This is a genomic window from Janthinobacterium sp. GMG1, assembly GCF_034427795.1.
In the GTDB taxonomy this organism is placed as follows: Bacteria; Pseudomonadota; Gammaproteobacteria; order Burkholderiales; family Burkholderiaceae_D; genus Janthinobacterium.
On sequence record NZ_JAXQNT010000005.1, the window covers coordinates 185,847 to 206,640 of the forward strand.

Genomic DNA, 20,794 nt, shown 5'->3' on the forward strand with positions numbered 1-20,794 from the left:
GCAGTGACGCAACCGAGACTAGTCAATTTTTGGAGAAATCAATGAACGCACCGCAAGCCGCCACTTTCAAGCCTAAAAAATCCGTCGCCCTGTCCGGCGTCACCGCCGGCAACACGGCGCTGTGCTCGGTCGGCAAGACCGGCAACGATTTGCATTACCGCGGCTATGACATCCTGGACGTGGCCGACAGCTGCGAGTTCGAGGAAATCGCCTATCTGCTGGTGCACGGCAAGCTGCCGACGTCCGCCGAACTGAAAGGCTACAAGGCCAAATTGAAATCGCTGCGCGGCTTGCCGTCGGCCGTGAAGCTGGCGCTGGAAGCGCTGCCGGCCGCCGCCCACCCGATGGACGTGATGCGCACGGGCGTGTCCGTGCTGGGCTGCACCCTGCCGGAAAAAGACGACCATAACGCGCCGGGCGCGCGCGACATCGCCGACCGCCTGATGGCGTCGTTCGGCTCCATGCTGCTGTACTGGTACCACTACAGCCATAACGGCAAGCGCATCGAAGTGGAAACGGACGACGACTCGATCGGCGGCCACTTCCTGCACCTGCTGCATGGCGAAAAACCGTCGGCGTCGTGGGAAAAGGCCATGCACACATCGCTGATCCTGTACGCGGAACACGAATTCAACGCCTCGACCTTCACCAGCCGCGTCATCGCCGGCACGGGTTCGGACATCCACTCGGCCATCACGGGCGCCATCGGCGCGCTGCGCGGCCCGAAACACGGCGGCGCAAACGAAGTGGCGCTGGATATCCAGAAACGCTATGACAACCCCGATGAAGCGGAAGCGGATATCCGCGAGCGCGTGGCCAACAAGGAAGTGGTGATCGGTTTCGGCCACCCCGTCTACACGATCTCCGACCCGCGCAACGTCGTCATCAAGGAAGTGGCGCGTTCGCTGTCGCAGGAAGCCGGCTCCACGAAAATGTTCGACATCGCCGAGCGCCTGGAATCGGTCATGTGGGAAATCAAGAACATGTTCCCGAACCTGGACTGGTTCTCGGCCGTGTCGTACCACATGATGGGCGTGCCGACGGCGATGTTCACGCCGCTGTTCGTCATTTCGCGCACTTCGGGCTGGGCTGCCCACATCATCGAGCAGCGCATCGACAACAAGATCATCCGCCCGAGCGCCAACTACGTGGGCCCGGAAGATCTGGAATTCGTGCCGATCAAGGACCGCAAATAATGAGTACTGCATTGACTACCCCGATGAATACCCTGCACCGCAAATCCTTGCCGGGCACCCAGCTAGACTACTTCGACACGCGCGCCGCCGTCGATGCGATCCAGCCAGGCGCCTACGCCACCTTGCCCTACACCTCGCGCGTGCTGGCCGAAAACCTCGTGCGCCGCTGTGACCCGGCGACATTGAATGCTTCGCTGAGCCAGTTCATCGAACGCCGGCGCGACCTCGATTTCCCATGGTTCCCCGCGCGCGTCGTCTGCCATGACATCCTGGGACAGACGGCCCTGGTCGACCTGGCCGGCTTGCGCGACGCCATCGCGGCCCAGGGCGGCGACCCGGCCCTGGTCAACCCGGTCGTGCCGACGCAACTGGTGGTCGACCACTCGCTGGCCGTCGAATGCGGCGGTTTCGACCCCGACGCCTTCGCCAAGAACCGCACCATCGAAGACCGCCGCAACGAAGACCGTTTCGACTTCATCGACTGGACCAAGAAAGCCTTTAAAAACGTTGACGTGATCCCGCCCGGCAACGGCATCCTGCACCAGATCAATCTTGAGCGCATGTCGCCCGTGATCCAGGTGCAGGATGGCGTGGCCTATCCCGACACCCTGGTGGGCACGGATTCGCATACGCCGATGGTCGACGCGCTGGGTGTGATCGCCATCGGCGTGGGCGGCCTGGAAGCGGAAAGCGTGATGCTGGGCCGCGCCTCGTGGATGCGCTTGCCCGACATCATCGGCGTCAAGCTGACGGGCAAGCCGCAGCCTGGCATCACGGCCACGGACACGGTGCTGGCGCTGACGGAATTCCTGCGCAAGCAGAAGGTCGTCTCGTCCTACCTGGAATTCTTTGGCGAAGGCGCGTCGCACCTGACCCTGGGCGACCGCGCCACGATTTCCAACATGGCGCCGGAATTTGGTGCCACGGCCGCCATGTTCTACATCGACGCGCAAACCATCAAATATCTGAAACTGACGGGCCGCGACGACGAACTGGTGAAACTGGTGGAGCTGTATGCCAAAGAAACGGGCCTGTGGGCCGACAGCCTGGTCGACGCGCAGTATGAGCGCGTATTGAGCTTTGACCTGTCGTCCGTCGTGCGCAATATCGCCGGTCCGTCGAATCCGCACAACCGCGTGCCGACGTCTGAACTGGCCGCGCGCGGCATTTCCGGCGTGGTGGAAAACGAGCCGGGCAAGATGCCGGACGGCGCCGTCATCATCGCGGCCATCACCAGCTGCACCAATACGAACAACCCGCGCAACATGATCGCCGCCGGTTTGATCGCGCGCAATGCGAACCGCCTTGGTTTGACCCGCAAGCCGTGGGTGAAATCCTCGCTGGCGCCCGGCTCGAAAACCGTGGAACTGTATCTGCAGGAAGCGGGCCTGATGCCGGAGCTCGAAACATTGGGCTTTGGCGTCGTGGCTTTCGCCTGCACCTCGTGCAACGGCATGTCGGGCGCGCTTGACCCCGTCATCCAGGAAGAAGTGGTGTCGCGCGACCTGTACGCCACGGCTGTCCTGTCGGGCAACCGCAACTTCGACGGCCGCATCCACCCGTACGCGAAGCAGGCTTTCCTTGCCTCGCCGCCGCTGGTGGTGGCCTACGCGATCGCCGGCACCATCCGTTTCGATATCGAGAAGGATGTGCTGGGCCATGACGCGGACGGCAAGCCGATTTTGCTGAAAGATATCTGGCCGTCGGACGAGGAAATCGACGCCATCGTCGCTTCCAGCGTCAAGCCGGAGCAGTTCCGCAAGGTGTACATTCCGATGTTCGCCGCGCAGGCGGACGACGGCGTCAAGGTCAGCCCCCTGTACGACTGGCGTCCGCAGACGACGTATATCCGCCGTCCGCCGTACTGGGAAGGCGCGCTGGCTGGCGCACGCCCCTTGAAAGGCATGCGTCCGCTGGCCGTCCTGGGCGACAACATCACGACCGACCACTTGTCGCCATCGAACGCCATCATGCTCGATAGCGCGGCCGGCGAATACCTGGCGAAAATGGGCTTACCGGAAGAAGATTTCAATTCCTACGCCACGCACCGGGGCGACCATTTGACGGCGCAGCGCGCCACGTTTGCCAATCCGACCCTGAAAAACGAGATGGTCATCGAGGATGGCAAGGTGAAGGCCGGTTCGCTCACGCGCATCGAGCCGGAAGGCACAATCTCGCGCATGTGGGAAGCCATCGAGGTGTACATGGAGCGCAAGCAGCCATTGATCATCATCGCCGGCGCCGACTACGGCCAGGGCTCCTCGCGCGACTGGGCCGCCAAGGGCGTGCGCCTGGCCGGCGTGGAAGCCATCGTGGCCGAAGGGTTCGAGCGCATCCACCGTACCAACCTGGTGGGCATGGGCGTCTTGCCGCTGGAATTCCTGCCTGGCGTGAACCGCAAGACGTTGGGCCTCGATGGCAGCGAAACCTATGATGTCGTAGGCGAGCGCACGCCGCGCTCCACCTTGACCCTCGTCATTCATCGCAAGGACGGCGAAACGCTCGAAGTGCCCGTTACCTGCCGCCTCGATACGGCGGAAGAGGTGTCGATTTACGAGGCCGGCGGCGTGCTGCAAAGGTTTGCCCAGGATTTCCTCGAGTCGTCCAAGGCCGCGTAAGCAGTTCGTCATTCACCGGGTGGCGTGCAGGCGCGCGCTGCCCGGCTTTTCAGGAAACTCCATGACCCAGACCCCTCAAATTAAAATTTCCGCCACCTACATGCGCGGCGGCACCAGCAAGGGCGTGTTCTTCCGCCTGCAGGATTTGCCCGCCAGCGCGCAAGTGCCGGGTGCGGCGCGCGATGCGCTCCTGCTGCGCGTGATCGGCAGCCCCGACCCGTACGGCAAGCAGATCGACGGCATGGGCGGCGCCACGTCGAGCACCAGCAAGACGGTGATCCTGGCGAAAAGCAGCAAGCCGGAACACGACGTCGACTACCTGTTCGGCCAGGTCTCCATCGACAAGCCGTTTGTCGACTGGAGCGGCAACTGCGGCAACCTGTCGGCCGCCGTCGGTTCGTTCGCCATTGCCAGCGGCCTGATTGACGTAGCTCGCGTGCCTGCAAACGGCATCGCCACGGTGCGCATCTGGCAAGCCAATATCGGCAAGACCATCATCGCCCATGTGCCCATGACGAATGGCGAAGTACAGGAAACCGGCGATTTCGAACTCGATGGCGTGACTTTCCCGGCCGCCGAAGTAAAACTGGAATTCCTCGATCCGGCCGCGGAGGAAGAGGGCGGCGGCGGTGCCATGTTCCCTACCGGTAACCTGGTTGATGACCTCGACGTGCCCGGCATCGGCGTGTTGAAAGTCACGATGATCAACGCCGGCATCCCGACGATTTTTGTCGACGCGGACGCCATCGGCTACACGGGCACGGAACTGCAGGACGCCATCAATGGCGATCCGGCCGCGCTGGCCCGTTTCGAGACCATCCGCGCGCATGGCGCGCTACGCATGGGCCTCATCGCACATCTTGACGAGGCGGCGAAGCGCCAGCACACGCCGAAAGTGGCGTTTGTCGCCAAGCCGGCCGGCTATGTCTCATCCAGCGGCAAGCAGGTGGCAGCGGGCGAGATCGACCTGCTGGTGCGCGCCCTGTCCATGGGCAAACTGCATCACGCCATGATGGGCACGGCCGCTGTCGCCATCGGCACGGCGGCGGCCATCCCCGGCACCCTGGTCAACCTGGCGGCCGGCGGCGGCCCCCGCAATTCGGTGCGCTTCGGCCACCCGTCCGGCACCCTGATGGTGGGCGCGGAAGCGGCGCTGGCCGATGGCGTGTGGAGCGTCACCAAGGCCATCATGAGCCGCAGCGCACGCGTGCTGATGGAAGGGACTGTGCGCGTTCCCGGCGACGCGTTTTAGGAAAAATACGCAGGCGGATGGCACGCAGGCGATGCACACAAGCGGTGGCCAGGCCAGTTCGGCCAGGCCCCGATACAAGAATGCACGCATACCGGAGGAGACATGGATTTCGCAGCATTTTATCAACGCTCGATCGACACGCCTGATGCTTTTTGGCGCGAGGAAGCGGACAAGATCGACTGGCATACCCCGTTTTCGCAAGTGCTCGATTATTCCCGCCCGCCGTTCGCCAAGTGGTTTGTCGGCGGCACCACCAATTTGTGCCACAACGCCGTGGACCGCTGGGTGGATAGCCAGGGCGATGCCGCCGCGCTGATCGCCATTTCCACCGAGACGAACACGGAGCGCAGCTACAGTTTTCGCGAACTGCAGCGCGAAGTGGAGCGCTGCGCCGCCATGTTGCTGTCGCTGGGCGTCGTCAAGGGCGACCGCGTACTGATCTACATGCCGATGATCGCCGAGGCGGCGTTCGCCATGCTCGCTTGCGCGCGCATCGGCGCCGTGCATTCCGTGGTGTTCGGCGGCTTTGCCGCCAACAGCCTGGCCAGCCGCATCGACGATGCGCAGCCCAAGCTGGTGTTTTCCGCCGATGCGGGTTCGCGCAATGGCAAGGCGATTGCCTACAAGCCGCTGCTCGACGAAGCCATCCGCATCGCCGCGCACAAGCCGCAGCAGGTACTGCTGGTCGACCGCCACCTGGTGCCGATGGAACTGACGCCGGGCCGCGACGTCGATTACGCGACACTGCGCGAGCAGCACCTGGACGCGCAGGTGCCCGTCACCTGGCTCGAAGCGAACGAGCCGTCGTATGTGCTGTACACCTCGGGCACGACGGGTAAACCAAAGGGCGTGCAGCGCGACGTGGGCGGCTACGCGGTGGCGCTGGCGTCGTCGATGCAATACACGTTTTGCGGCAAGCCCGGCGAAACCTTCTTTGCCACCTCGGATATCGGCTGGGTGGTGGGCCATTCCTACATCGTGTACGGCCCGCTGATCGCCGGCATGGCCACCATCCTGTACGAGGGCTTGCCCATCTGTCCCGATGCGGGCATCTGGTGGAGCATCGTCGAGAAATACAAGGTCACGCGCATGTTCTCGGCGCCGACGGCCATCCGCGTGCTGCGCAAGCATCCGGTGGAACTGATGCGCAAATACGACCTGTCGTCATTGAAGGCGCTGTACCTGGCGGGCGAACCGCTCGATGAAACCACGTCGCAATGGATCGCCGATGAGCTGAAAGTGGACATCATCGACAACTACTGGCAGACGGAGACGGGCTGGCCGATCCTCTCGGTGGCAAAAGGCGTGGCGGACACGCCGACGCGCCTGGGTAGTCCCGGCCTGGCCATGTACGGCTACCAGGTCAAGCTGCTCAACGAAGCGACGGGCGAGGAGTGCGGCACCAACGAGAAGGGCGTGCTGGTGCTGGAAGGCCCGCTGCCGCCGGGCTGCATGCAGACGGTCTACGGCGACGATGCGCGTTTCGTCGACACCTACTGGTCCACTTTCAGCGGCCGGCAAGTGTATTCCACGTTTGACTGGGGCCTGCGCGATGCGGATGGCTATTACTTTATTTTGGGCCGCACCGATGACGTGATCAACGTGGCCGGCCACCGCCTGGGCACGCGCGAAATCGAGGAAAGCATCACCAGCCATCCGAACGTGTCGGAAGTGGCCGTCGTGGGCGTGGAGGACAAGCTCAAAGGCCAGGTGGCGATGGCCTTCGTGATCCTGAAGGACCCGCAGGGCTTCGACAGCGTTGAAGCGAAAGCCATGCTGGAGCGCGAAGTGATGGCCGTCGTCGACCGCCAGCTGGGCGCCGTGGCGCGGCCCGCGCGCGTGCTGTTCGTGCCGCAGCTGCCGAAGACGCGTTCGGGCAAGCTGCTGCGCCGTTCGATCCAGGCTATCTGCGAAGGGCGCAGCCCGGGCGACCTGACGTCGATGGACGACCCGGCCGCGCTGCAGCAAATCCAGGCAGCGCTGGCGTAAACGTCCAATTGAAAGTGAAGTTTATCAATCGATAAATTTCGCTTTCAAATGCGGTCGCTTTCCTTGCGCACGACCCTGCCCACGATCAGGCATTCATTGCCGCGGCACAGCTTGCGGTGGTATTTGCGCTGGTCGGGGTTGTCCGACGTCAGCCACCATTCGCCGATATCGCGCGCCATGCGCTTGACCACCGGCTCGCCTTCGTAATTGATGGCAAACACAATGCCATCGGCCGGCCGGTTGTCGGCCGTATTGATGATCACCACGTCGTCCTCGTACAGGGCCGGCTCCATGCTCTCGCCCTTGACCTTGATCGCCACCAGTTTTTCTGGGTGGTAGCCATTGCGTTCGACCCAGCTGCGCGGCACGCTGATGGTGCTGCCGTCGTGCGTTTCCGGTTCGATGGCAAAGCCCGTGATGCCTGCCGACAGGCGCAGTTTCACCTTGCGGATCGGGTAGAAGCGTTCATCCTCGCCATCTTCTACCACCACGGCCTGCACGCCGGCCAGCGCGCGTGCCGCCAGCGCCGCCTGGTCGGGCGCCGCGCCCTGGTCGAAATACATGCTGCCCAGCTGCAAGTCCGCTTCCAGCTTGCGCGCGATCTTTTCGCTGAAGGCGCGTCCCTCGCGGTAGGTGGGCGAGAGGATTTGCGAGATGCGCGCCTCGCTCCAGCCACTGACGTCGGAAATTTTTTTGCGCGTGTTGTCGTAGTGTTCGCGGATCAGGGCCAGCAGGCGGTCGCGTCTGTATTGATACATATTCATCTCCACATTAAACCTGAAATTTACCGTTTGATAAATTACCAAATGCTTGACTTTAACATTAGCGATTGATAAAGTCCACTCGTTGCCTGTCGCAAACGCACTACAGCGTCTGCCGGTTGGCGACACCACGGGAGGTCAGGCAGATGTTGAACAGCAGTCAATTGGTGGAAAGCAGGACGGCGCCACGTCAGGGGCGCCAGTTACAGGGACGCAGCAAGAAGTCGCAGCTGCATATCGCCCGCATCGCGCAATACATCCGCGAGCAGGGCCAGGCCAGCGCGGCGCAGTTGTCCGCTTTGCTGGGACTCGATGCGGGCACCATGAGCCGCTATTTGCGCCACATGTGTGGGATGGGACAGATCCACCTGGCGCAGCGCCACTGCACGGAACCGGGGCGCCAGCGGCCCGCCCTGTACGCCTTGGGCGAGCAGGATGACGAGGTCGATGGCTGGGCCGAACTGCCGCCGCAAGTGCGCCGCACGGCCAGCTGGACACGCGGCACGGCGCGCCGCGATCCGCTGGTGGCGGCGCTGTTTGGCCCGGCACAGAACAACGATTAGTATCAACGAGGAGAAATCATGGGGTTTGCAGAAAAATTCATCGCATCGCTGTCGTCGCAGAACTTGCGCGACGATGCCGTCCACCACGACCTGGACGTGATCGCGGCCGCCGCACTGGTCGGCGACATGGGCGCCTTGCTGTGCCGCGTCAAATATGCGGACGGCACCGTCAGCCGCCTGTTTGAAGGCAATGCGGGCAACCTGGCGCAGTTGCTGCGCGCCTGGACGGCGGCCGTGACGCAGAAGGGCCGCGCGCGGCGCTGGGTCAAGGCGCACACTGCCTGGGATGCGCAGGCAGCCAATACCTTGTACCGCCGCGTGGCCGAAGCGTCGCTCGCGCATTGGCTCGACAGCAAATGCAAGGTTTGCCATGGTACGGGCGTCGTCGCTGCCATGCAGGCCGGCGCACCTGTCGTCTGCCAGGCTTGCCACGGCGGCGGCGAAGCGGCCATCAGCTGCTCCGGCGGCTTCGAACTCGAACGCATCAAGGACATGGTCAGCGAACTGGAAGGCATCTTCCAGTCGCACGGCGCCCGCGCCATGCGCCGCCTCGGTCACTAAAAAGTTTTTGCAATATGCCCGGCGATGAAAAAAAGCCCCCTAGAATAGAGTCTCGATCACGCAGCAACTGCAACACAGCGAATACCGCAGTACACCACATGCTTCTCCACTCGTAATAGACGCGCTTCCAGCGCGACACCGATAGGGGAACTCAGCGCAGCGAACGGCCTTCATGGTCCCTTCGCCCACCTTCCATCCGGCATGGCCCCACGCCATCCGGACGCCAGCCCGCCGCCTCACCGCGTGCGGGTTTTTCATATGTCTTCCCGATTATTCGCAGTTCCTTCACCAAGACCGCCGCTGGCGGTCTTTTTTTATCCCACGAAAGGTTTTACAACTATGGCATCGACAGCAAACGGCATCGACAGCTTGATCGTTATCAGCAAACAAAGCGCCGAAGGCAGCAAGGCCGCCGCCGGCGGCGGCCAGATTTATCCCCGCGTCACGGCCACCTTCGACACGGAAGCGGACAAATACGCGAGCGCCGAAATCGACGCCAGCCAGCAGCAGGGCGATACCCGCCTGGGCAACTTCCGCACCACGGGCGCCATCAAGGCCGAAGCAGCGTGCGGCACGTATGCGCCGCTGATGGCGGCGCTGCTGCGCCGCGACTTCACGGCGGGCGGCGTCGCTGCCGCGCAAACCACCATCGCGGCCGCTGCCTCCGGCCTGACCCGCAGCGCCGGCTCCTGGCTGGCGGAAGGTTTCCGCGCCGGCAGCGTTGTGCGCATCACCGGCATGACGGCGCCGGCAGCCGCCAACAACGCGAAGAACTTCTTCGTCACGTCGGTCACGGCCACCAACCTGAATGGCCAGTTCATGGACGGTACCGCCATGATCGTCAAGGCGGCCGGCGATTCGGTCGGCGTGGCGGCGGTCGGCAAACGCAGTTTTACCCCGTTGACCGGTCATACCACCGACTGGTTCACGGCCGAAGTGCAGGATCCGAAGATCGGCGTGCACCGCAGCTTCGTCGATCAATTGGTCAGCAAGATGGATATCGCCGTGCAGCCGAACGGCATCACCAGCCTGGACTTCACCCTGATGGGCAAGGCGGAAGGTCCGACCACGGCCGCGCCTTATTTCCCCACGCCGCTGGCCGCGCCGGGCACCGGCAAATTCTCGGGCGCCACGGCCATGCTGTCGGTGAACGGCATCCCGTCGCAGATCTGCACCGGCATGTCCGTCTCACTGGACGGCCAGGTCAAGGTCGATCCGGTGATCGGCTCGAAGTACGCCACGGCCGCATCGCGCGGCAAGGTGATGGGTTCGGGCCAGTTCACGGTGCTGCTGCAGGACGCTACCTATCTCGACTACTTCAAGTCCGAGACGGAAATCCCGCTGGCCTACGCCATGGCGTCGGGCACGGCGCCGACCGCTGACGTGCTGGCGCTGGCCATGGGCCGCATCAAGATCACCTCGGCCAAGATCGACGACGGCGAGAAAAACAAGATCGTCACCTGCGCCTTCGACGTCCTGCGCTACAAGGGCACGGACGCGCAGCATGAAGCGACCACCTTGACCATCCAGGACAGCGCGCTGTAAGCGGCTAGCGCCTGCACCGGGGCCGCCTTCGTGGCGGCCTTTTTTACCTTTAATTCATCCAGAAAGCAGCACATATGAACAACGCACAAAAAATCCAGGCAGGTTTCGACATCGGCAACATCCACGCGGCGGCTACTCCCGTCACCTTCGACGTGCCCGTCATTTTCGACGCGGATGGCGAAGCGGTGGCCGGCCTGACCATCGTCGGCAAGAACAGTGAGCAATATCGCGTCGCCAACAACGCCGTGCGCGCCGAAGGCTACAAGAAGTCGGCACGTCGCAAGACGGCCATCGACGCCTCCACCGACGAAGGCGCGGAACTGCTGGTGCAAGCCATTGACGGCAACCAGAAACGCCTGGCACTGGCCGTGGTCACGGGCTGGTATGGCTTCACGAGCAACGGCGCACCCGTGCCGCTCGATCCGGCGCTGCTGGAAGCGGCCTTTGAAAAATACCCGACCTGGCAGGAAAAAGTGACCACCGCGCTGGAAAACGAGTCGAATTTTTTGAAACTCTGACGGCCAGCCTGCTGCGCTACGCCGGGCACCAGTTCGAGCGCGGCGCGCGGGCGGCCGATGGCCATGCCAAGGGCGAGCATATCGACGCCGCCCGGCGCCATCCGCTGTACCGCGCACCGCCCGAGGAGGCGATGCCGCCGATGCCGTTCGAGCTGGCCCACGTGTGGGAATGGTTCGCGCAATTGAACCGCAAGCGGCAGAACGGCATGGCCGTCAACCCCATCGCCAGCACGGAAATCCTCGCCTGGCAGGCGCGCCACGCCATCGCCATCGAGCCGTTCGAGCACCAGTTGCTGGACCAGCTCGACGCGCTGTTTTTGTCGCACCAGCATGCGGCGGGCTGACCCGCATTTTCCAACCCGGCCGCCATGCGCGGCCTTTTTTATGGGCCAAACATGCCAGAGATAACAGAATTAAAACTTGTCATCGATTTGACGAAGGCAACGGATACGGTGCAAGTGCTGAAAGCAATCAGCGAGGCCAGCCTGGCTGCGGCCGAGAGCCTGAAGGTAGCCAATACTGAGACGGAATCGTCGGCGCTATTGTTGCGCGCTCAGGCGGAGCAGGCGCGTGAGGCCACCGCCGCGTCGAAGGCCCTCGGTGCATGGAATGCCGGCGAGGCGAAGTCGCTGGCCGATGTATTCAAGGTGGTCAACGGTCTGGGCAATGCCTATACGCGGCTGGCGGCTTTCCGCGCCGCAGGTAGCGCTGCCACAGCCGGCGCAGGCGCCAAATATGGCGCGTTTGCGTTTGAAGAGCAGCGCCAGGACAAGCTGGACACTGCGGGTAAAGAGGCTGCCGATGTCAAGGCAAAGGCGGTACCGGCGGCGCCCACGCGCAAATATAGCGAGGCGGAGTGGAAGGAGGCCGGTGAATTTGCCAAGACGTTCGCTGAAAAACTTGAGACGGCTTTTGGCAAGGTCGGCGACACCATCGGCAAAATGACCACTGCCTTGCTGGGATTCACGAAGGCGCAGGATGATATCGATTTTACTTTTTCCAAGGAGATGGGCGAGGCAAAGACCGACAAAGACAAGGACAAGGCACAAGACAAAAAACACATGTCGACGGTCAGGCAATACCGCGAAATGGCCACGGCGGCGAAAGGCTACTTCAAGGAGCACTCGGCTGGCTATGAAGTTATGGAAAAGGTGGAAAAGGGTTTTCGCGCCTATGAATTCGCCATGAATGCCAAGTCGCTGTTTGAAAAGCTGACGAATATCACCCTGATGACAACGGCGAAAACAGCAGCGACGACTGCGGAAGTTACCAGTACTGCTGCATCTGTCGCTCCGGTGGCTGCTGCGGAAGCGGCCAAGTCCAGCGCCTACGGAACGTCGGCCCTTGCCGCTTCGCTGGCTGCGCCATTTCCAGCCAATATCGGCGCATTCGCCATGGTGGCCGGCATGCTGATGGCCATCGGCGTCGCCGTTTCCGGCGGTGGTGGTGCCGATACTTCGGCCAAGGACCGGCAGGCGGCAACTGGCACGGGCACGGTATTGGGCGACAGCAGCGCAAAGAGTAATTCGATTGCGAATTCGCTGGAAATCATGGAGAAAAACTCCGGACTCGGGCTTGCGTACTCCGCCTCGATGGCTTACTCGCTGCGCCAGGTGGCAGCGGGCATTGGTGGCTTGGGCGGACTGTTGGTGCGCAATTCCGGCGTGACGGGCGCCATGGCGCCGGATAGCAAGGGCAGCGCGGCGACGTTTGGCTCTTCCGCACTTGGCGTTGCCATCACGGGCGGCGTCATTGGCTTGACACTCGATAAGCTGACGGGGGGCCTGGTAGGAAAAATCACGGGCGGAATCCTTGGCTCTATCTTCGGCGGTAAAACGACGACGATCGACACGGGCCTGATGTTGAACAAGGCTACGCTGGACAGCATTCAGGCGGGAGGCGTATCGGCCAGTCAGTACACGGATACCAAGACGTCGGGTGGCTGGTTTTCCAGTGATAAGAAACGTACGGCCTTGAGTAGCCTTGACCGCGAAGCAAACGATCAGTTCAGCAAAGTCATCCTCGGTCTGTCCGACACCGTCAAGGCGGCAGCCGGCATGCTGGGAATGGGCGGTGATGCATTCAACGCGCGGTTGAGGTCCTTCGTGGTCGATCTGGGAAAGATCTCGCTGAAGGACCTGAAGGGCGACGAGATTCAGAAAGCGCTGGAAGCCGCATTCTCCAAGCTGGGCGACGATATGGCCAAGTTTGGTATGGGCGGCCTGGAACAGTACCAGAAGGTCGGCGAGGGTTATCTGGAAACCTTGGCGCGCGTTGCGAATGACTACATGCAAGTGACGGATGTGCTGGCCGTACTGGGCAGATCGTTCAATACGACAGGCCTGGGCGCTGTGAAGTTGAGCGAACATCTGATCGACGCGGCTGGTGGCATCGACAAACTCACAAGTGGTACGGGGTTTTTCGTGGAAAACTTCCTGACCGAAGCGGAACGTCTGGCGCCGATTACCAAGTCGGTCAATGAGACCATGGGCAAACTGGGTCTGGCTGGAGTGACGACGATGGATGGCTTCAAGGCTGCAGTACTGTCGGCTGCCGATGGCGTGGCAACGGGCCGGAATGGGGCTGCAGAGCTGTACGCATCCTTGTTGGCCCTTGCTGAGCCGTTCAAGACCGCTGCCGATTATGCGGCCGACCTAGCCGCCGTTACCGGCGAGCTGGCCGAAGTGAGCAAGTCGGCCAGCGACATCGCCAGCGAACGCAAGGATATGCAGCAGCAGTTGAACGAACTGACGAAAACTGAAGCGCAGCTGCTGGCTGCTCAGCGCGCCAGCATCGCCGATAGTAATCGCGGATTGTTCGACCAGATCCAGGCTGTCAAGGCGGTGACCAGTGCAAAGGATGCGCTGGCCAAGGCTTATGAAACGGAATCTGCGGCGGCCAAGTCGGCGCTGGAGAAATCGAAATCGTGGGTGACGACCTTGAACGGGCTCAATGCCAGCATGGCGCTGGGCGCACAGTCGACGCTCACGCCGGAGCAAAAGTACGCCGAGGCGCGGGCGCAGTTCGAGAAGACCCTGGCTGCCGCGAATGCGGGCGATACCACGGCGCAATCGGGGCTGTCCGCCGCCGAGCAGGCATTTTTGACGGCGTCGCAAGTGGTCAACGCTTCCGACGCCCGCTATGCGGCCGATTATGCCCGCGTGGTGGAAGCGAACAAGGAAGCGTTGAAGTGGGCTGCCGCGCAGGTCGACGTGCAGCAGGCCAGCCTGGATGCGCTCAATGCCCAGGTATCGGGCTTGATCACCATCAACGACAGCGTGCTGACGGTGGCACAGGCCATTGCCGGCCTGCGGGCGGCGATGGGCGGTGCGGCGGACCTGGGCGTGAAACTGAATAATCCTCCCGTGGTGGTCGCGCTTGCCGCGATGACTTCTCCCGTGACAGCGGCGGTCTTCGACCCCGTGCGCTACTCGTCGGCGGCGAACGTCGGCTCCGACGTACTGATGGCCGAAATCCGTGGCCTGCGCGAAGACAACCAGGCCATGCGCGTGGAGCTGGAAGGCTTGCGCGCCGACCAGCGGGCGCAAACGGGCGCCACCATCCAGGCCACCTTTGAATCGAACGCCAATGCCGCCAGGACGGTGGTCGATGGCGTGGACAAATCGTCCCGGGCATCCGCCTGGGCCAATGCAGTGAAAGGAGAATACGCATGACCGATGCGCAATTTCAGGAATGGCTGCAAAGCCCGTCGGCCATCCGCATGGTGCTGATCGAGGCGCAGGTGAATGTGGCCGGCAGCGAGGTGACGCGGTATATCGCTTCGCGGCCCTACGTGACCGGGCCGCTTGAGGTGCCGGCGAATACCGCGTACCAGCCGCTGGCCAAGGGCGGCCTGGCCTTCACGGAACAGGTCAGCCTGTCCGGCGAGGCGGGGTTGTCGGGCGGCGATATCGAACTTGATAACGCCGACGGCGCGCTCGATGGCTGGCTGGACGACGTTTGGATGAACCGGCCGCTCAAGGCCTGGGCCGGCGATGCATCGTGGCCACGCGCCGACTTCCGGCTGGTCTTCGACGGCATCATCGCCGACGTGGCCAGTGCGGGGCGCGAGTCGGTCAACCTGGTACTGCGCGACAAGCTGCAGCGCCTGAATACGCCGATTTCCGAGGCGAAGCTGGGTGGCACGACGCCGAACAAGGACGCCATCCTGCCGATACCCTTCGGCGAGTGCCACAACGTGACGCCCTTGCTGACCAATCCCGCCACTTTGGAGTACGGTTTTCTTGGCGCGGTCGAATCGACGTTTGAAGTGCGCACCAACGGCAAGCCGATTGCTGTGGCCTTGAATAACCAGGCGGGTCGCTTCAACCTGACTACCGATCCGTTTTCCACCACGATCACGGCCAGCGTGCAGGGTGACAAGGGCGGCGGCTATGCGCCGCGCATCGCGCCGCTGGTGCAGCGCATCGCCACGGCCTATGGCAAGGCAGCCGACCGTTTTACCCTGGCTGACCTGGACTTGGACAACCTGACCGCTTTCGATGCGTCCCACCCGCAACCGGTGGGGTTGTATGTAGCGGATCGCACGAACCAGGCGCAGGCGATTCAGCAACTGGCGGCCAGCGTGGGCGCCCAGGCGATCATGTCGCGCACCGGCCAGTTGCGCCTGGTGCAGATCGCGTTGCCGGCCGCCGGCGTGCCTGTGGCGATCGGTCCGGAGCAGATGCGCGAACGCTCGCTGCGTCCCGCGCAGCGTCTTCCGGTGACGGCCGCCGTGAAGATCGGCTTCGACCGGAACTGGACGCTGCAAGCCGCCCTGACGACCAGCATTCCGCCCGCGCATGCGGATTTGTATGCCACGGAATGGCTGACGGAGACGGTGGTCGACGCGGCGGTGCGCACGCGTTACCGCCTCTCCGACGACCCGGTGCAGATCGATACGTGCCTGAAGACGCGGGCCGATGCCCGCGCGGAAGCGCAGCGGCGCCTGGCCTTGAGCAAGGTACCGCGCACCATTTACGAATTTGATGGAGAACCCGAGATGATGATGCTGGAACTGGGGCAGCCCGTGCAATTGCGCGCTGAACGCTTTGGCTTGCAGGACGGCGTGCCGGGCGTGGTGGTGATGCTGTCGCGTTTCTGGCTGACGGGCCGAGTGACGGTGGGGGTGCTGGCATGAGCGCGATAGTGGGGGAACGCGACAGGCTGATCATGAATACCGTGCCGCGCTTCGCACCGGCCAACGACCGCGTGCTGCTGCTGGCCGCCACAGCGCAGGCGTTCAAGGTGGCCGCCACGACAATTGCCGCTCCTGCCAGCATCGATTTCACGGCAGGCCTGGTGAATATGCAGGGCCAGGTGACATTCACCGCCAGCAACGCCAGCGTGCTGACGCGCGTCGGCAACGTGGCCACGCTGACATATGCCGGCATGGTGGGCGACAGCGTGACGGTCACGGCCAGCATCGTGGCCGACGGCCTGACTTACACGGCTAGCCAGACGGTCAGCAAGATTTTCGACGGCGTGACGGGAAACTCGGCACGGATCTGCTACAGCAAGACCAGTTTGCTGTCACTGGCCAGCGCGCCAGCGACGCTCAGCACGCAGGGCGCAACATCCTATCCGCCGATTGATACCTGGGGCGCCGGCACGGTGTGGGAAGGTTCGCCGCCGCTGTTTGGCGCCGGCGAATCGCTGTACCGTTCGGACGGAATTTTCAATCCGGCCAGCGGCACCACCAAGTGGTCGGCGCCGTATTTGAATGCGCTCAAGGTGGGGCAGTTGAGCGCGATCAGTGCTGATCTTGGCAAGGTGACGGCAGGCGATATCTACAGCGCGACGCTGCATGGCGGTAGTGGTTATCCCAATAATGCCTATGCATGGCCAAGCAATGGCGGTAGCGGCTTCCACCTGAGCGAGAACGGATTGCTGTTTGGCAATCCAGCGCTGGGAAAGTATGTGCAAATCGATGCGGCAGGAAATATCTACGCGCCAGGATTTTCCATCGTCAATGGCAGCGCCGTTTTTAGCGGCAACCTGGACGGCGTCAAGGGCACCTTCTCGGGAGAGTTAAAAGCGGCGAAGGGCAGTTTTGCCGGTGTGTTGGATGCAGCCAAAGGAAAATTTTCCGGTGAGCTGGACGCTGTGAAAGGTACATTCTCTGGCGACCTTTCATCTGCGCGCGTGTCTGTTGGCACTGCCTCCGCTGCAACGGCATTTTTTGAACCCGGTTATCCATCGATTTCCCTGCAGTCGTCCGCATCCGGAGTATTCATTGAGGCTTCGTCGCTCAATTCCGCGGCTGTATTTACGAATCTGGAAGTACTGTTCAAGCACAACGCTCCAGAGTGGCCTGCCGCGCTCCGTATCCGCTCTGGCACCGTTTTCTTTTCAATCGTTTGCACGGCGGTGGTCGACGATCAACTGAGCATCTGGTACCGCATCAATGGCGGGAACTGGCTCTGGATGAGCGGAGTCCAGGAGCGGCAGGGCGGCGATGGCCCTGCCGCAACCGTCTACGGACTTACCTTGGACATCAACGTGGGTGACACCGTCCAGTTCGGCGTTTCCGGCACCAATGCTTACCTTACCGCTGCAGACAGAGGCAAGCTCTATGTTAAACAATGTCAGGCGATTGTGATCGCAAGGAATTTTTAATGGAAACAATCATTGTCAACAGTGACGGCACTCAAACAAACGAGCGCACAGGAAGGACGATACAGCCCCAGCCCAGCGAGCATCACGAATACGATGCGAAGGCAGACATATGGATAGATGCAAGAACGCTGGATAGCGTCAAGGCTGCTACCTGGGAGCGCATCAAGCAGGTGCGCGCGCTTGCCGAGTCTGCGGATTTTGTTTGCTGTGGCGCCATGTATCAGGCTGACAAGGACCGCATCGTTGGAGCCGCGCAGCTGGCCCTGATGGCGCAGGCTGCCGGCCAGCCATATAGCATCGACTGGATCTTGTCTGATAACACCAACCTGACACTCGATGCGGCCGGAATGATCGCCGTCGGCGCCGCGCTGGGGGCGCACGTTGCCGAGGCGTTCGCGATTGCTCTTCAGTTGCGTGGACAGATCGCCGCCGCGACTTCCTTCGAAGAGCTTGATGCCATCGTTTGGCCAGTGCAGGGGGACGCATGAGCAACTTGCGCATCATTTACGACAACGCCGGTGATCGCGCGGTGTTGACGGCATCCAGCCAGGCTGGTGCATTGGGACCGAACAACCTGCAGCGCGAAGGTAAATCTTCAGTGCTGCGTTCGGTAGGTGCGACGCTGACCATCACGGCGATCTGGTTGATTCCAGAAATCGTCGGTGGCGCGGCCCTGCCGTTTTGCAACCTGACCTCAGGGGCTACCATCCGCGTGCGCGGCTACGTCGAGCCTGGCGACGTCGCGTCTGCATTCGATACGGGTGTCATGCCAGCATGTGAGTATGCGAGGCTGGGCATGTGGGATTGGGGGGCACTGCCGCTGGGCTTGAATGCCTATAGTTACGGCGGCGGTACCTACGCCCGTTGCTGGTTCCAGATGCGCAGCATCAGGAAACTGGTGATTGACCTGAGCGACCCCGACAACCCTGCCGGCTACATTGAGGCCGCGCGCCTGGTGGCGGGCGCCTACTGGCGGCCCGAACAGAACGCTTCGTATGGCGCGGGTGTCACGCCGGTCGATACCAGCAGCCAGTACCGCAATGGCGCTGGCGAACAAAGGGTGGAGCGGGGCGTGATGTATCGCAAGCTGTCGCTGGCGCTTGATCACATGACGCCATTGGACCGGGCCGAGTTGTGGCGCATCGTGCGCGGCAACGGCTTGTCGCGTCCGCTTTTCATCAGCCTGTTTCCCGACAGCGACGATGTCGAGCTGGAGCAGGCGCATCAGGTGTATGGCCGCCTGGCCAATCTGGCCGCCATCACCACGCCATCTTTACAGGCATATGCCACTAACATCGAAATAGAGGAGTTGTAATGAGCGATTTTTTTTACTATGGCCAGAAGGATACTATCCAGCGTTTGAACGAGCTGGCGGGGCGCGGCGCTGTGGTGGCGTCGTATGCGCCGAAGGTGGGCATGTCGCCGGTGGGCGGGCCGAATGGATTCATGAATCCGGTGTGGCTTGATCCGAACATCCCAATTGCAACAAATTCTCCTGTGGCGGTGGGCGTTACCAATAAATATGGATACAGCTACATTGGACAAAACCCCCCGACAGACCTCTGGTATCGGATTGCCACATTTGCCATGGATAGCAGCTCCAATGCACAGCATCTGCGCATTGACGGGGTATTGAATGATAGCTGGGCAGCAAACGCCAGTTCCCCCTTCGTCCTCATGCTGGGTGTCCGGGGTGGCTTTTACTACGATTCGACGTTTAATGGCACCATTTCGATAAACGCGCGGATACAGGTTTTTCAGCAAGTGAACGGAACTTTTGAGGTGTACTTGAATTTCCGAGCCGGGACGTTTGGTTCTGCGTCATTTAGTCTGCAGGGCTTTACCGCCACAACATACGCACAGCCAGTATCAGTGACAGCGACGCCCGCTGGAACAATGGTGTATGACTCGGGAAATACTGCGGCCTATCCGCCAAGATACAGGGGGGTTGCACCTGCGGAGACTAATACATCTACTGCAGCCACTATGTTCAGGTCTACCGTATTTGTTGGAAACGGTGGCACCAGCACATCATTCCTTAACTCGGGCAGCGAAGAAAATACAATGGCCGGTGGCGCATATCGGAATATGCTGACACTGGGTATAGGCGGTATAGCTGGCCTTGCGTATCCGGGAACATTTCATTGGGATGTTTCTGCCGGTAACAACGTACCATACTATCAGGGCTATCGTATGCGCCTCAAGGCCTTCGATGCTGGTTCTGGAAATCACTCTGGAACATTGCTTTCCATCTCAGGAGATGGGCAAATCTATATACCGCGACTTCGGGCGGGTACTCCGACTGAAGTAGCCGCGACTTATTCCCATACCATAGCGCAGGATGGAGTGCAGGGCGCTGATATTTTGGTTGTGTCTAATTCGGCTGGGTTCCGAAGGTGCGATGGGGACTGGGGTAACACAGCGAACGCAGCAATGATCGTAATGGCTAATACTGTCACTGGACGCAGCAGTAATAACAAAGGCACGGTCAATACGATGGGTAATGACTATGCTGAATATATTTTCAAAAGCCCGATGTGCGGCATCGTAGCTCCAGGCCAGATTGTCGGTATCACTGCGGGAAATAAGGTCACCGATCTGTGGGCCGATGCCGTTATGTTCTCGATCAAATCGACCGCACCCTCGTTTGTTGGTGGTGATTCCTGGGCGAATGACGTAGGGCAGCGCCCAGCGCCCCAGGCAGGGCCTGTGCCGACTCAACCCCTCCGCAGTAAAGATGTGGTCGCGCAGCAGGCAGTACCTGGCACCAACCCACCCGAATACGAGGACGTGGTAACCGAGCCGGGCGACAGCGACGACGAATGGGCGGTAAAGCAGGCCACCTATGGTGCTGCACTGGCCACCCACAACGTCGCCGTGCAGCAGGACGCCGAAGCCATGGCCGCATTCGACGCCGCCCTGGAAGTCGCGCGCCAAAAGGTCGACCGCATCGCCATCGCCGGCCGCGTGCCGGTGAACGTGCTGGGCGCCCAGCCGGGCGACTACATCGTGCCGGTCCAGGACGGCGCCGGCATCATGGGTATTCCCGTCTGCAAGGCAGACCTCACGCATTCGCAGTACCTCGATGCCGTCGGTCGCGTGATATCGATTGAACCCGACGGCCGGGCCTATGTGATGGTCAAGGTCGTGTAGCAAAACAGCAGTCACCACAA

General features: G+C 61.9%; 16 protein-coding genes. 15 read left to right on the forward strand and 1 reads right to left on the reverse strand.

The genetic code is table 11. From position 1 onward, the window contains the following. Nucleotides 1-41: 41 nt before the first annotated feature. The 4 genes from prpC to SJI03_RS15700 all read left to right on the forward strand — a co-directional run bounded on the left by prpC (nt 42) and on the right by SJI03_RS15700 (nt 7,055). Nucleotides 42-1,196: a 2-methylcitrate synthase gene (gene prpC, locus SJI03_RS15685; RefSeq protein ID WP_100873471.1), complete on the forward strand. Its 1,155-nt coding sequence runs from the start codon at nt 42-44 to the stop codon at nt 1,194-1,196. A 23-nt stretch (nt 1,197-1,219) separates the two neighbouring features. Next, nucleotides 1,220-3,814: a Fe/S-dependent 2-methylisocitrate dehydratase AcnD gene (acnD, locus tag SJI03_RS15690; protein WP_322427926.1), complete on the forward strand. Its 2,595-nt coding sequence runs from the start codon at nt 1,220-1,222 to the stop codon at nt 3,812-3,814. 61 nt (nt 3,815-3,875) lie between these two features. Next, nucleotides 3,876-5,066, forward strand: coding sequence for a 2-methylaconitate cis-trans isomerase PrpF (gene prpF, locus SJI03_RS15695; RefSeq protein WP_322427802.1), 1,191 nt, complete (start codon nt 3,876-3,878; stop codon nt 5,064-5,066). A 102-nt stretch (nt 5,067-5,168) separates the two neighbouring features. Beyond that, nucleotides 5,169-7,055, forward strand: coding sequence for a propionate--CoA ligase (locus SJI03_RS15700; RefSeq protein ID WP_322427803.1), 1,887 nt, complete (start codon nt 5,169-5,171; stop codon nt 7,053-7,055). A gap of 44 nt (nt 7,056-7,099) precedes the next feature. On the opposite strand, the gene SJI03_RS15705 is transcribed toward SJI03_RS15700, so the two are convergent. Further along, nucleotides 7,100-7,813, reverse strand: a complete 714-nt coding sequence (locus SJI03_RS15705) for a S24 family peptidase (protein WP_099378773.1) — start codon at nt 7,811-7,813, stop codon at nt 7,100-7,102. A gap of 149 nt (nt 7,814-7,962) precedes the next feature. Between SJI03_RS15705 and SJI03_RS15710 the strand changes: the two genes are divergently transcribed. The 11 genes from SJI03_RS15710 (at nt 7,963) to SJI03_RS15760 (ending at nt 20,774) form a co-directional block, all read left to right on the forward strand. Next, entirely contained in the window at nt 7,963-8,379 is a 417-nt protein-coding gene (locus SJI03_RS15710) for a FeoC-like transcriptional regulator (RefSeq protein ID WP_099378774.1), read from the forward strand. Nucleotides 8,380-8,397: 18 nt separating this feature from the next. Continuing rightward, nucleotides 8,398-8,940: a hypothetical protein gene (locus tag SJI03_RS15715; protein ID WP_322427804.1), complete on the forward strand. Its 543-nt coding sequence runs from the start codon at nt 8,398-8,400 to the stop codon at nt 8,938-8,940. Between the two features lie 339 nt (nt 8,941-9,279). Beyond that, nucleotides 9,280-10,485, forward strand: coding sequence for a phage tail tube protein (locus tag SJI03_RS15720; protein WP_099378776.1), 1,206 nt, complete (start codon nt 9,280-9,282; stop codon nt 10,483-10,485). 74 nt (nt 10,486-10,559) lie between these two features. Continuing rightward, nucleotides 10,560-11,003 (forward strand): hypothetical protein, encoded by a 444-nt coding sequence (locus SJI03_RS15725; RefSeq protein ID WP_034751875.1) that lies wholly within the window; start codon nt 10,560-10,562, stop codon nt 11,001-11,003. A gap of 131 nt (nt 11,004-11,134) precedes the next feature. Continuing rightward, entirely contained in the window at nt 11,135-11,347 is a 213-nt protein-coding gene (locus SJI03_RS15730) for a hypothetical protein (RefSeq protein ID WP_158301243.1), read from the forward strand. A 51-nt stretch (nt 11,348-11,398) separates the two neighbouring features. Further along, on the forward strand, nt 11,399-14,677 hold the full coding sequence (locus SJI03_RS15735; protein WP_322427805.1) for a hypothetical protein: 3,279 nt from the start codon (nt 11,399-11,401) through the stop codon (nt 14,675-14,677). After that, complete coding sequence (locus SJI03_RS15740; RefSeq protein ID WP_322427806.1) at nt 14,674-16,143, forward strand: hypothetical protein; 1,470 nt, start codon at nt 14,674-14,676, stop codon at nt 16,141-16,143. Before SJI03_RS15735 ends, SJI03_RS15740 begins: the two co-directional genes overlap by 4 nt. After that, complete coding sequence (locus SJI03_RS15745) at nt 16,140-17,621, forward strand: hypothetical protein (RefSeq protein ID WP_322427807.1); 1,482 nt, start codon at nt 16,140-16,142, stop codon at nt 17,619-17,621. Before SJI03_RS15740 ends, SJI03_RS15745 begins: the two co-directional genes overlap by 4 nt. Continuing rightward, on the forward strand, nt 17,621-18,109 hold the full coding sequence (locus tag SJI03_RS15750; RefSeq protein ID WP_322427808.1) for a DUF4376 domain-containing protein: 489 nt from the start codon (nt 17,621-17,623) through the stop codon (nt 18,107-18,109). Before SJI03_RS15745 ends, SJI03_RS15750 begins: the two co-directional genes overlap by 1 nt. Further along, entirely contained in the window at nt 18,106-18,936 is an 831-nt protein-coding gene (locus SJI03_RS15755) for a hypothetical protein (protein ID WP_322427809.1), read from the forward strand. Before SJI03_RS15750 ends, SJI03_RS15755 begins: the two co-directional genes overlap by 4 nt. Continuing rightward, on the forward strand, nt 18,936-20,774 hold the full coding sequence (locus tag SJI03_RS15760; RefSeq protein ID WP_322427810.1) for a hypothetical protein: 1,839 nt from the start codon (nt 18,936-18,938) through the stop codon (nt 20,772-20,774). The genes SJI03_RS15755 and SJI03_RS15760 overlap by 1 nt, the downstream gene beginning before the upstream one ends. Nucleotides 20,775-20,794 lie beyond the last annotated feature (20 nt).